This window comes from Pseudomonas sp. GW456-12-1-14-TSB6 (assembly GCF_059424205.1).
On sequence record NZ_JBWKZE010000021.1, the window covers coordinates 53,126 to 66,213 of the forward strand.

Below are 13,088 nucleotides of genomic sequence, written 5' to 3' on the forward strand. Positions count from 1 at the left end.
AGCAATAGCTTTCAGCGCTGTGGCCAGAACCGCTCGCCACCCCCCGGCGCTTCCGTCCACGCTTGCAACGAGCGGGTCGGCAGGTCGAAGTAATCCCGGGTCCGCGCATAACCATGCCCGCCCATGCGCCCGATCGCATCCAGCCCCAATTGATCGATGTACAGGGTTTTCGGGTCGATCAACTCGTCGCGCACATGCGCCATCAACACCTCGCCAAAAATGATCTCCCGGGACTGACCGATGTTCAGCGCCATCATCCGTCGGCATTCCAGCGCCACCGGTGCTTCGCCGATTCGCGGGCATTTGACCGAGGTGCCGGGAATCGCTGTCAGGCCCGCAGCGGTCAATTCATCGAAACCCGGCGCGAACGGCACGGCGCAGACGTTCATGGCTTCCACCAGTGCATCGCTGACGATGTTGACCGTGAATTCCTGATTCATCTGGATATTGCGCGTGGTGTCCTTCGGGCTTTGATCGCCGTAGTTCTCCACGCCGAGCGCCAGAATCGGCGGATCCGCCGACAGCGCATTGAAAAAGCTGAACGGCGCGGCATTGACCCGGCCTTCGGCATCAATGGTGGTGACCAGAGCAATCGGGCGCGGCACTACGCTGCCGATCAGAATCTTGTATTTTTCCCGTGGGCTCAGTTGGCTGAAATCGAAGCTGTGCATGGCAGTGTTCTCTAAAGAAGTGGATCGATGGCGCTCAAGGGCGCTTCGGCGCTGTAGTCGTCGGCGAACGGAATGGCCGGCTGAAACAGGGTTTTCCAGTCCGGTCGGTCAAAGGCCCGGTCGCTGTGGCTGCGCATCAGTTTTTCGTATTGGCGCTGGGCCTGGCGTTGCAGAGAGGGGTAGTCGACGCCGATGACCTGACCGTCGTGCATCACGCAGCGACCATCGATGTAACTGGCGATGCAGTCGTCGCCGCGCCCGGCCAGCAGCAGGTTTTTCAGTGGATCGAACAGCGGGCCCAGGTGCAGACCGCGCAGGTTGAACACGGTGATATCCGCTTTGGCGCCGGCGGCCAGGCGACCGAGGTCGTCACGGCCCAGCGCCTTGGCGCCGCCGAGGGTGGCGGCGTTGTACAGATCCAGGCTGCTGGTCAGCGCGGGCCCGCCTTCCATCAAGCGGGCAATGTTCAAACCGTGGCGCATGTTCTCCAGCAGGTCTGCCGGCCAGGTGTCGGTGCCAAGGGCGAAGTTGATGCCTTTGGCACGATAGCGGCCGAACGAATTCAGCGCCTCGCCGTCACGGGCGAACACCAGCGGGCAGTGCACCAGACTCGCGCCGCCGTCGATGACCCGCTGCAGATCGTCATCGCCCGAGGTGTAGAGGCCGTGGGGCAGCAGGCTGCGCGGGGTGAGCAGGTCGAGTTGCTGCAACCAGCCCAGCGGCGTGGTGCCGCGTAGCTGTTCGACCATCGCCACTTCACCCGGCGCCTGACAGCAATGCAGGCGCATCGGTGCGTTCAGCTCGCGGCTCAAGGCGGATGTGCGTTGCAGCAGTTTCGGCGTGCAGGTCTGGATGCGATCCGGCAGCAGCGCGCCGCGAATCAACCCGGCGTGGGCGCCATCGAAATCCTTGAAAAACCGTTCGGCCGCGTCCAGCCCGGCCAGGCCTCGAGCCTCATCCCAGTGGTGAGCGAGGGTGCCGTCGGCGCGCCAGTAACTCATGCCGCTCATGTAGCAGGGGCCGAGATAGGTACGCAGGCCCAACTCGCCCGCCACATCGGCGACAGCGGCAAACTCGTCGTAGGTCTCCGCCCATTCGCGGTAGTACATCGAGGTGATCGGCATGGCCGTGGTGATGCCGTTGCGGATCAACTGGGTGAAGGCGTAGCGGTATTTGAAGACCTCTTCGTCCGGGCTGAACGACTCACGCGGGCCGGCCTCCAGATACTCCGCCGACCACATGCGGCCCATGGCACGCTCGTCGCCGTTGTCCAGGGTCAGCACCGTGGAGTCGAGATCGCCGAGGGCGTCCAGGTCTATGAAACCGGGACCGATCAGTGCGTTGCCGTAGTCGATCCACTGATCCACCGGCCCTTGATAACCGCGCCCGACAAACTCGATGCGCGATCCGCTGAATACCACTTCGCCGTCGCGCCACAGCACATGTTGCGTGCCGTCGAAACCGACCACGCAACCGGCCTTCAGGCCGATCCGTTTCACAGCCGGCTGCCCAGCAAACGACCGCCGCTGGCGATCAGTTCGCCGCCGCGATAGACCTGACGCACCGGCCGCGCGACTACCGCTTCACCAAGGGTTTCCACCGGCATCAGCAGAAAGTCTGCCGGCCGGCCGATGGCGAAGCCGTAATCCTCGATCCCCAATGCGCGGGCACCGTTGACCGTCGCCGCGTCGAACGCCGCCGCCAGTTCATCGTCCTTGCCCAGATCAAAACGAAACGCCAGCAGCATTGCCCGTTCCAGCATGTCGCCGTTGCCCATCGGTGACCACGCATCACGAATGCCGTCGGAGCCCAGACACACGTTGACGCCGGTCTCGCGCAGCGCCAGGAAGGGTGGAACGGCGCAATCGGCCGGCGCCGAACTCATCAGCGAAATGCCCAGTGCAGCAAGGCGTTCGGCGACCGGTTTGACCTGACTCCACGGCAGCATGCCCAGGCAATAGGCGTGGCTGATCATCACCCGGTTGTGTAGGTTGAAACGCTCGGTGTAATCGGCGATCCGGGCGATCTGCCACAGGCCCAGTTCACCTTTGTCGTGCAGATGGATGTCGACGCCGCGCTGGAATTCACTGGCCAGCTTGAATACGAAATCCAGTTGCGCGATCGGGTCGTTATCGATGCCGCACGGGTCGAGCCCGCCGACGTTCTCCACGCCCAGCGCGATGGCTTCGCGCATCAGTTCGGCGGTGCCGGGACGGCTGATCAGGCCGGTTTGCGGGAAGACCACCAGTTGCAGGTCGATCAGGTCGTTGTAGGTTTCGCGCAGTTGTTGCATGGCCTCGACGTGGCGCAGGCCGAATTCCGGGTCGATGTCGACGTGGCAACGCATCGTCAGCGAACCCCGGGCGATGCAGTTCTCCAGCAGGGCGCCGGCGCGTTCGGCAATTGGCGCTTTGACTTCGCGCAGCACGCGGCGCTCGTTGCTGATGTAGTCCTTGAGCGTCGGGCCGGCGCTGTTCGGGCGCCAGGGCTGGCCGTACAAGGTCTTGTCGAGGTGCACGTGGCTTTCCACCAGCGGCGCGGTCAGGAGCTGGTTCTGGCCGTCGATGTCGGTGGCGGCCAGCGGGGTGCTGGAGGCCGGGCGGCGTTGGCTGAACTTGCCGTTTTCGATCAGCAGGTCTTCGGCAGGGGCGCCGTAGGGGCGGATGTTTCTGAGCCAGCGGGGGTGGGACATTTCATACCTCTGTTTCTATGTTGTCTGGGCGGGCCTCATCGCTGGCTTGCCAGCGATGGCCGCGACGCGGTCTCAAGTCAGGCGATCAGCCTTTGAGCTTCGACCAGATCCGATCCTGCAGCTCCCGCGCCTTGTTGCTGCATTCCTTCTCCGGGCGCAGGCGCGAGGCGTACTCCTCGGGCATGTTGATCGCGTCCATGACCTTCCATTTCGCATCCAGCAACTGATCGCTCTGAATCCCGTTGGCATAGGCAATCGCGTTGGACACGGCCGCCGCGTTTTCCGGCTTCATCATCCAGTCGATGAAGATCTTCGCGTTGCCCGGATGCGGGGCGCTTTTCGGTACGGCGAAGTTGTCCTGGAACATTGCCAGGCCTTCTTTCGGGTACACGTATTTGATCGTGCTCTTCTGCAATGTGGCGCGGGCCGTCGAGCCGTTCCAGTTCTGCATCATGATCACTTCGCCCGAGGCCATGCGGTCGACGGTGTTGTCGGAGCTGTACATCTTCAAAAACGGTTTCTGCTTTTGCAGCAGTTCGAGGATGCGCTTGGCGTCCTGCGGGTTTTCCGTGCATTCGTCGACGTTCAGGTAATGGCTGGCGGCGTTGATCACGCTGCTGGAGGTGTCGAGGGCGGCAAGCTGGCCTTGCAGTTCCTTGCGCGGCTCGAAGAATTCTTTCCACGAATCATCGAGCTTGCCGCCCGGCACCCGCGCGCTGTCATAGGAAAACCCGGTGGTGCCCCACAGATACGGCGCCGAAAACTTGCGGCCCGGGTCGAAGCTCGGATCGCGGAACGGGCCTTTGACGTACTGGAAGTTGCTCAGGGTCGGGGCGTCGATTTCCAGCAGCAGGTTCTGCTTGATCAGCGTCTGCATGATCGACTGCGACGGCACGATCACGTCATACGCGGCGCCGCCGGCCTGCAACTTGGCGAGCAGGGTTTCGTTGCTGTCGTAGCCGTCCATGGTGACCTTGATCCCGGTCTCTTTTTCGAACTTGGCCAGCAGATCCACCGGGTAGTAATCGGTCCAGTTGTAGAAGAACAATTGCTTGGGCTCGGCGGCGTGGGCGCCGAACGCGGTGAAACAACTCAGGGCCAGACCGGATACTGCCAGACGCATGTTTTTCACTTTCATGAGCGCGCTCCAGGTTTATTGTTGTTTGCCGCGTTGGCCAAGCCAGAAGGCCAGCACCACCAGCACGATGGAAATCACCAGCATCAGGGTCGAAATCGCGTTGATTTCCGGCGTCACGCCGGCCTTGATCGCCGAGAAGATGTACACCGGCAACGTGGTCGAGCCGGGCCCGGCGACGAAGAAGGTCATGATGAAATCGTCGAGGCTGACCACGAACGCCAGCACCGAACCGGACAACACCGCCGGCCACAGCAGCGGCAAGGTCACGCGGCGGAACACCTGCCACGGGTTGGCATACAGATCGTTGGCGGCCTCCAGCAGGCTCTTGTCCAGGTCGTTGAGCCGCGCGCGGATCGGCAGGTAGGCGAACGGAATGCAGAAGCCGATGTGCGCGACGATCACCGTCATCAGCCCGAGCTTGATCCCCAGCGCCATGAACAGCAGCAGGGTGGCCACGGCGGTGACGATCTCCGGCAGGATCAGCGGCAGGTTGATCCCGCCTTCGACCATTTTCTGTCCGTAGAACGGCCGGTAAGTCGCCAGTGCTGCGAGCAGTGCAATGGTTGTGGCGCAGACTGTGGCGATGGTCGCGACGATGATCGAATTCAGCGCTGCGGTCTGGATCGACGGGTTGGCCAGGATCCGCCCGTACCAGGCGAACGAGAACTCGGTCCACACCGTCGCCGAGCGGTTGGCGTTGAAGCTGTAGGCGATCAACACCAGGATCGGCACGTACAAATAGGCGAGGATCAGCAGGCTGATTTCCCGGGTCGCCGGAAGTTTTTTCAGGTGCAGAGAGATCATGCTTTCGCTCCCCGGTTCAGGGTTTTCGCCGCGCTGCGGCTGTACAGGGCGTATAGCACCAGCGACAACAGCAGAATCCCCAGCAGCAGGAACGACAACGAACTGCCGAGCGGCCAGTTGCGCGCGGTACCGAATTGCTGCTGGATCAGGTTGCCGATCATCAGGGTCTTGCCGCCGCCGAGGATCGCCGGGGTGATGAAGGCGCCGAGGCTCGGCACGAACACCAGCAACGCGCCAGCAATCACGCCGGGCATCGACAGCGGCAGGATGATCCGCCGCAGCGCATGCCAGCGGTTGGCGCCCAGGTCATAGGCGGCTTCCACCAGACGCCAGTCGAGTTTTTCCAGGGTCGAGTAGATCGGCAAAATCATGAACGGCAGGAAGCTGTAGACCAGACCCACGCTGACCGCGAAGTCGTTGTAGAGCAGGGTGATGCCGCCGGCACTCGGGAACAGCGCGTTAATGCTTTGGGCGACCCAGCCCTGTTCGCGCAGGATGATCAGCCACGCGTAGTTGCGGATCAGCAGGTTGGTCCAGAACGGAATGGTGATGAGCAACACCATCAGATTGCGTCGGCGCGGGGTCAGGCTCGACATCCACAGCGCCACCGGAAATCCGAACAGAAAGCACAGCACCGTGGTGCCACCGGCCTGGAACACCGAGCGCAACAGCGCCTGGGCGTAGACCCAGTTCAGCTCCAGTTCGCCGTCAAAACCTTCCTGGAAAAACAGCTGCACGTAACTCTGCAATTGCCATTGGGCCTGCCAGTCGACGCCGCCGTAGGTGTTGCGCGGCAGCAGGCTGATGTAGCCCATGATGCCCAGCGGAATGGCGATCAGGGCGAGCAGGGTCAACACCACCGGGCTGAGCAACAGCGCGCGGTTGAGGGCGGGGGAAGTGCTGCTGACGCTCATCTCAGGCCTCCATCAACAGGCAGGCCTGGGGCGGCAGGTGCACCGCCACGGGCTCGCCGACTGCACGACCACGGTTCAGGCCTTCGTTGTTTTCCCGCAGCATGACTTTGATGTCGTTGTTCAAGCGGCACTGGTACAGGGTCGCGGTGCCGACATACAGCACGGCCTCGATTACGCCGCGCAGATGATGCGGTTGATCCGCCGCGACCAGTTGCGAGCGCTCGGGACGAAACGCCAGTTGCACGCTGCTGCCATTCACGCCTTGCGGCGGGCAGGGGATTTCCACCGGCATGCCGTTGGGCACGAAGAGGTTTTCGTTGTGGTCGCCGCGCTTGAGTTCGCCGGGGAGGAAATTGATGTCGCCGATGAACTGGGCGACGAAACGGTGCTGCGGGCGTTCATAGATGTCGGTCGGGGTGCCGATCTGCAGGATCTTGCCGGCGGACATCACCGCGATCCGGTCGGACAGGGTCAGCGCTTCTTCCTGATCGTGGGTGACGAAGATGAAGGTGATTCCGGCTTCCTGCTGCACGCGCTTGAGTTCGACCTGCATTTCCTTGCGCAGCTTCAGGTCCAGCGCCGACAGCGGCTCGTCGAGCAACAGCACTTTCGGCTTCGGCGCCAGGGCTCGGGCCAGCGCCACGCGTTGCTGCTGGCCGCCGGATAATTCCGCCGGTTTGCGCCCGGCCAGGTGTTCCATCTGCACCAGCGCGAGCATTTCGTCGACCCGTCCGGGAATCGTCTTGCGATCAAGACCCTGCATCTCGAGGCCGAAGGCGATATTCTGCGCGACACTCATGTGCGGAAACAGCGCGTAACTCTGGAACACCGTGTTGACCCGACGCTTGAACGGCGGCAGGTGATTGACCGTTTCGCCCGCCAGACGGATTTCGCCGTCGCTGACGTGTTCGAAACCGGCGATGGTGCGCAGCAGGGTGGTCTTGCCGCAGCCCGAGGGGCCGAGGAGGGTGAAAAACTCGTTGTCGGCGATGTTCACCGACACGTTGTCGAGGGCTGGCGCCAGGCCAGGGTCATCAGAATACCGCTTGGATACGTTACGCACTTCAATGGCTATTGGTTGACCCATAATGGTGCAATCCTCTAATTATTGTATGCAATATCTGAATGCAATTTAGAAATACCCGGATTAATCTGCTGGCGCAACCCCCATTTCCCTGACTGAGTCGTTCGTCGGGCAGCGTCGCCAGCGTTGAAGGAGCTTTCAAATGACCGAGAAAAAAACGGAAACCACGGTCGACCGCGTCTACCAAGGGGTTTACGAGGCGATCAGCAAGCGTTCGCTGCGTCCGGGGATGAAGCTGGGCGAGGCATCGCTGGCGGAATTGTTCAATGTCAGCCGCACGTCGGTTCGCGCGGCGCTCAAGCAATTGGAGGCCGACGGACTGGTCACCACCGAGCCCAATAAAGGTGCGTCGGTGTCGCTGCCCAGCGATGAGGAAATCCGTTCCTTGTTCGAAACCCGGCGTCTGATCGAGATCGGCATCGTCACCGAACTGTGTCGGCGCAAGGACTCTGCGGCGATGCAGGACCTGCGTGATCATTTGCTGCTGGAAGACGAAGCCCACGATGCCGGCGACCACGAGCGACTGATTCACCTGCTCGGCGAGTTCCACATCAAACTCGCCCGCAGCCTGAACAACCCGGTACTGCTCGACTGGTTCCAGAAGCTGATTTCCCGCGCCTCGCTGTACGCCGCCGCGCTGGATGACGACAGCCACGAAGCCTGCCGCGACGACGAGCACCTGCGCCTGATCGAGTACATCGAGGCCGGCAATCAGAGCGCGGCGATCGAGCTGACCTGCATGCACCTGGACGGCATCCAGAAGGCGATCCTCGACGTCGCTGCGAAAATGAAGACCGGCTACCATCCGCTCAAACACCTGATCGGAGTGTGAGCGTCGAGTGCAGGTGAAATCGGCTATACCTCTAATGAAACCATCGCTGCCCGACACGCTCGAAACAGACGGGCGTGGCGTTTGAACGCGCGGCGATAGAACCGGACCCACTACAAGGCGTTGAAGCAGCTGATGCAGTTTTTATCCGATAGCCATGGGTGTGACGGCTGGCAAGGCGAGATGGCCGGGCGCATTCGTGCGTTTGACTGGAGCAGGACTGATCTGGGCCCCCTCGAAACCTGGCCGGCCAGCCTGTGCAGCACGGTCCAGCTGATGCTGGCCTCGCCGCTGCCGATGGTCATGCTCTGGGGCCATGCCGGTTACATGATCTACAACGACGCCTATTCGCGATTCGCCGGCGGCCGGCATCCGTACCTGCTCGGATCGCCGGTGGAACTGGGCTGGCCGGAGGTGGCCGATTTCAACCGGCATGTGGTCGACACCTGTCTGGCCGGCGGCACCCTGGAATACCGCAACAAGGTCTTGGTGTTGCTGCGCGACGGTGTGCCCGAGGATGTCTGGCTCGATTTGTATTACAGCCCGGTGGCCAACGATGCCGGCGTGCCTTCGGGTGTGATGGCGATGGTGGTGGAAACCACTGAACTGGTGCTGTCCGAACGCTTGCGTCAGGCCGCCGAAGACGCTTATCGCGCCGATAACGAGCGGGTGCGACTGGCACTCAATGCCGGGGCATTGCTCGGCTCGTTTGTCTGGGACGTGAGAAACAACGTGCTGTCGGCCGATGAGCGATTCGCCCGGACATTTTCCTACCCACCTGATCAAGACCTGAGCAACCTGCCGCAGCATATCGCCGAGACGCACATTCATCCCGACGACCGCAGTTGGGTGCAGGAATGCGTCGAGAATGCGGTGCGTACCGGCGAGCCGTACAACGCCGAATACCGGGTGGTGCGTGCCGATGGCAGTTGTCTGTGGGTGCTCGCCAGCGGCGCTTGCGAATTCGACGAGCAGGGCCGGCCGTTCCGTTTCCCCGGTGTGCTGATCGATATTCACGAGCGCAAGACCGCCGAGGAATCGCTGCTCAAGTTCACCCGCAACCTCGAACAGCGGGTAGCGGATGAAGTCGAGGCGCGCCTCGCCGCCGAAGAGCAATTGCGTCAGTCGCAGAAGCTCGAAGCCATCGGCGGCCTTACGGGCGGCGTGGCCCATGACTTCAACAACCTGCTGCAAGTGATCGCCGGCAACCTGCATCTGCTGGCTCGCCATGAACCGGACAATGCCAATGTCCAGCGTCGGGTCAGCGCCTCGCTGGCGGCGGTGGAGCGCGGCGCCAAGCTGTCCTCGCAACTGCTCGCGTTTGCCCGGCGTCAGCCGCTGTCGCCGGCGGTTTGCAACCCACGCCAGATTTTCGAAGGCGTGGGCGAGTTGCTGCAACGGGCGCTGGGCGAAACCATTCAGATCGACGTGCAACTGCCTGTTGAGCCGTGGCACATCAACGTTGACCGCAATCAACTGGAAAACGCCATTCTCAATCTGGCAATCAATGCCCGGGACGCCATGAAGGGCGAGGGCACGATTGTGCTTGGCGCCTCCAACCTCTCACTGGATCGGGCGTTCTGTTCGGGCAAGGGCATCGTGCCGGGGGATTTCGTCCGGGTCTCGGTCAGTGACAGCGGCGTGGGCATTGCCCCGCACATGCTCGAGCAGGTGTTCGAACCGTTCTTCACCACCAAGGCCGACGGCCAGGGCACTGGCCTGGGCTTGAGCATGGTGTTCGGCTTCGTCAAGCAGAGCGGCGGGCATGTGGAGATCGACAGTCGGATTGGCGAAGGCACGCGGGTGCAGTTGTACTTTCCACGCAGCCTGCGCCCCGTGCTCGATGACTCGCCGAGCGTCAATCATCAGCAGGCGGGTGGTCACGAGACGATCCTGGTGGTCGAGGACAACGAAGCGGTGCGCACCTCGGCGGTCGAACTGTTGCGCGAAGAAGGCTACCGCGTGCTGATCGCCGGCAACGGCGACGCGGCCATGCAGATGTTGATGGAAGGCGCTCGGGTCGACCTGATCTTCACCGACGTGGTCATGCCCGGTCTTATCAAAAGCTCCGATCTGGCGGCGTGGGCCAAGGTGCAAATGCCGCCGGTGGCCGTGCTGTTCACCTCGGGCCACACCCGCGACATCATCTCGCGCAACCACCAGCTCAGCCCCGACACCCATTTGCTCGGCAAGCCCTATGGCCCCGAAGCATTGCTGCAGATGATCCGTTCCGTGCTCAGCACCTGAGCTCCAAATCCCCTGACCAAGGCTGGCCGATGACTTCCAGACGCAATTCCAGTTCTGCCGCCGGCATGGTTCGCGTGCGCGGCGCCCGTGAACACAATCTGAAGAACGTGGACGTCGACATTCCTCGCGATGCACTGGTGGTGTTCACCGGGGTGTCGGGTTCGGGCAAGTCGTCGCTGGCGTTTTCGACGCTGTATGCCGAAGCCCAGCGGCGCTATTTCGAATCGGTGGCGCCCTATGCGCGGCGGCTGATCGATCAGGTCGGCGTACCGGACGTCGATTCCATCGAAGGTCTGCCCCCGGCCGTGGCCCTGCAGCAACAGCGCGGCACGCCGAGCACGCGCTCGTCGGTGGGCAGCGTCACCACGCTCTCGAGCCTGATCCGAATGCTGTACTCGCGCGCCGGCAGCTATCCGCCGGGGCAGCCGATGCTCTACGCCGAGGACTTCTCACCGAATACGCCGCAAGGCGCGTGCCCGCAATGCCATGGACTGGGCCGGGTTTACGAGGTCACCGAGGCGTTGATGGTGCCGGATCCGAATCTGACCATCCGCCAGCGTGCCGTGGCGTCCTGGCCGCTGGCCTGGCAGGGGCAGAACCTGCGCGACATCCTGGTGACCATGGGCATCGATGTCGATATACCGTGGCGCAAGCTGCCGAAAAAACAGCGTGACTGGATCCTCTTCACCGAGGAAACACCGACCGTTCCGGTGTACGCCGGGCTGACGCCGGAAGAGACCCGCGTCGCCCTCAAGCGCAACATGGAACCGAGCTATCAAGGCACCTTCACTGGCGCCCGGCGCTATATCCTGCACACGTTCACCCATTCGCAAAGCGCGCTGATGAAGAAGCGCGTGTCGCAGTTCATGATCGGCAGCCTTTGCCCGCTGTGCGATGGCAAGCGCCTCAAGCGCGAGGCGCTGTCGGTGACGTTTGCCGGGCATGACATCGGCGAGTTGTCGCGGATGCCGCTGCTGCAAGTCGCCGAAGTCTTGAAGCCGGTGGCGGACGCGAGCTGGCTGGAACACGCCGATGAAAGCGGTGAAACCCTGACCCACAGCCAGACCCGCGAAGCCCGCCAGCAGCGCGTGGCCCATGGCGCCAGCGGCCACGCCAACGCGCCGGACGTGCGCCATACGCCGAACCTCTCGCTGGAAAAACGCCTGGCCGCGCAGCGCATTGCCGAGGACTTGCTGGACCGGGTCAGCACCCTGACCGATCTCGGCCTTGGTTATCTGGCCCTGGAGCGCAGCACACCGACCCTGTCGTCCGGTGAGTTGCAACGCCTGCGACTGGCCACTCAATTGGGGTCGCAATTGTTCGGCGTGATCTACGTGCTCGACGAACCCTCCGCCGGCCTGCACCCGGCTGACGGCGAGGCGCTGTTCGAGGCCTTGCAGCGTCTGAAGGCCGACGGCAACAGCGTGTTTGTGGTCGAGCACGATCTGGACACGATGCGCCGCGCCGACTGGCTGATCGACGTCGGCCCGGCGGCCGGTGAAAAGGGCGGGCAGATTCTCTACAGCGGCCCGCCGCCGGGGCTGGCCGCGATCGAGGAATCGCAGACCCGCGCCTATCTGTTCGCCGAACAGCAACGGCCGAACCGCGCCGCGCGCAAACCGTCGGGCTGGCTGAAACTCGACGGCGTCACACGCAACAACCTGAATAACCTCAGCGCCGAATTTCCCCTGGGTTGTTTCACTTCGGTCACCGGTGTTTCCGGTTCGGGCAAATCCAGTCTGGTCAGCCAGGCGCTGCTGGAACTGGTCGGCGCGCAGCTCGGGCGCAGCGTCAGTGACGCCGAGCCGGAAGAGCTCAATCTGGAAGACGATACCCCGTCTGCCAGCACCGGCCAGGTCAGCGCCGGGCTGGAGTCGATCAAGCGTCTGGTGCAGGTCGATCAGAAACCCATCGGCCGCACGCCGCGTTCGAATCTGGCGACCTACACCGGGCTGTTCGACAACGTGCGCAAGCTGTTTGCCGCGACCGATGAGGCGAAAGCGGCGGGATACGACGCCGGGCAGTTTTCCTTCAACGTCGCCAAGGGTCGCTGCCCGACCTGCGAAGGCGAGGGGTTTGTCAGTGTCGAATTACTGTTCATGCCCAGCGTTTATGCGCCGTGCCCGACCTGTCACGGCGCGCGTTACAACCCCGAAACCCTGGCCATCCTCTGGCAGGGCTTGAGCATCGCGCAGGTGCTGAAACTGACGGTAGACGAAGCGGTGACGGTGTTTGCCGAGCAACCGGCGATCCGCCGTTCGCTGGAGGTACTGCGCGACATCGGTCTCGGTTATCTGCGCCTCGGGCAACCGGCGACCGAGCTGTCCGGCGGCGAAGCCCAGCGGATCAAACTGGCCACCGAGCTGCAACGCAACCAGCGCGGCGCGACGCTGTATGTGCTGGATGAACCGACCACCGGGTTGCACCCGCGCGACGTTGATCGTTTGCTCGAACAACTGGATACGCTGGTGACGGCGGGGCACACGGTGATCGTGGTCGAGCATGAAATGCGCGTGGTGGCGCAGAGCGACTGGGTGATCGACATTGGTCCGGGCGCCGGGGATCAGGGCGGCCAGATCGTCGTGGCCGGGACGCCGCAGAAAGTGGCGGCGAGCAAGAAGAGCCGGACTGCGCCGTTTCTTTCTCGTGCCCTCAGCCGCTAGCCATAGCGTGTCGAATATCGTCATCGCCAGCAGGCTGGCTCCCACA

The 13,088-nt window shown here is 62.9% G+C and carries 10 protein-coding genes; 3 read left to right on the top strand and 7 right to left on the bottom strand.

All coding sequences use genetic code 11. The annotated features are described in order from the left end of the window. Positions 1 to 11: 11 nt before the first annotated feature. The 7 genes from AC07Y2_RS19500 to AC07Y2_RS19530 all read right to left on the bottom strand — a co-directional run bounded on the left by AC07Y2_RS19500 (position 12) and on the right by AC07Y2_RS19530 (position 7,306). On the bottom strand, positions 12 to 671 hold the full coding sequence (locus AC07Y2_RS19500) for a flavin reductase family protein (protein WP_011334531.1): 660 nt from the start codon (positions 669 to 671) through the stop codon (positions 12 to 14). Between the two features lie 11 nt (positions 672 to 682). Beyond that, positions 683 to 2,170: an amidohydrolase family protein gene (locus tag AC07Y2_RS19505; protein WP_103386669.1), complete on the bottom strand. Its 1,488-nt coding sequence runs from the start codon at positions 2,168 to 2,170 to the stop codon at positions 683 to 685. Then, positions 2,167 to 3,363 carry an amidohydrolase family protein gene (locus tag AC07Y2_RS19510; RefSeq protein WP_103386668.1) on the bottom strand — a complete coding sequence of 399 codons (1,197 nt, stop codon included), beginning with the start codon at positions 3,361 to 3,363 and terminating at the stop codon, positions 2,167 to 2,169. Before AC07Y2_RS19510 ends, AC07Y2_RS19505 begins: the two co-directional genes overlap by 4 nt. Positions 3,364 to 3,448: 85 nt before the next feature. After that, on the bottom strand, positions 3,449 to 4,501 hold the full coding sequence (locus tag AC07Y2_RS19515; protein WP_103386667.1) for an extracellular solute-binding protein: 1,053 nt from the start codon (positions 4,499 to 4,501) through the stop codon (positions 3,449 to 3,451). Between the two features lie 15 nt (positions 4,502 to 4,516). Further along, the gene (locus AC07Y2_RS19520) at positions 4,517 to 5,305 is read right to left on the bottom strand and encodes an ABC transporter permease (RefSeq protein WP_007959453.1); all 789 of its coding nucleotides are present in this window, start codon (positions 5,303 to 5,305) and stop codon (positions 4,517 to 4,519) included. Then, positions 5,302 to 6,219: an ABC transporter permease gene (locus tag AC07Y2_RS19525; RefSeq protein WP_103386666.1), complete on the bottom strand. Its 918-nt coding sequence runs from the start codon at positions 6,217 to 6,219 to the stop codon at positions 5,302 to 5,304. The genes AC07Y2_RS19520 and AC07Y2_RS19525 overlap by 4 nt, the downstream gene beginning before the upstream one ends. Before the next feature lies 1 nt (position 6,220). Continuing rightward, a complete protein-coding gene (locus AC07Y2_RS19530) occupies positions 6,221 to 7,306 on the bottom strand; it encodes an ABC transporter ATP-binding protein (protein WP_103386665.1) in 1,086 nt (361 codons plus the stop codon). Positions 7,307 to 7,445: 139 nt separating this feature from the next. Here AC07Y2_RS19530 and AC07Y2_RS19535 point away from each other — a divergent pair, with 139 nt between their 5' ends. The 3 genes from AC07Y2_RS19535 to AC07Y2_RS19545 all read left to right on the top strand — a co-directional run bounded on the left by AC07Y2_RS19535 (position 7,446) and on the right by AC07Y2_RS19545 (position 13,042). Further along, on the top strand, positions 7,446 to 8,135 hold the full coding sequence (locus AC07Y2_RS19535; protein WP_074690296.1) for a GntR family transcriptional regulator: 690 nt from the start codon (positions 7,446 to 7,448) through the stop codon (positions 8,133 to 8,135). A gap of 132 nt (positions 8,136 to 8,267) precedes the next feature. After that, positions 8,268 to 10,379: a hybrid sensor histidine kinase/response regulator gene (locus AC07Y2_RS19540; protein ID WP_103386664.1), complete on the top strand. Its 2,112-nt coding sequence runs from the start codon at positions 8,268 to 8,270 to the stop codon at positions 10,377 to 10,379. A 29-nt stretch (positions 10,380 to 10,408) separates the two neighbouring features. Further along, positions 10,409 to 13,042 carry an excinuclease ABC subunit UvrA gene (locus AC07Y2_RS19545; RefSeq protein ID WP_103386663.1) on the top strand — a complete coding sequence of 878 codons (2,634 nt, stop codon included), beginning with the start codon at positions 10,409 to 10,411 and terminating at the stop codon, positions 13,040 to 13,042. Positions 13,043 to 13,088: the final 46 nt, after the last annotated feature.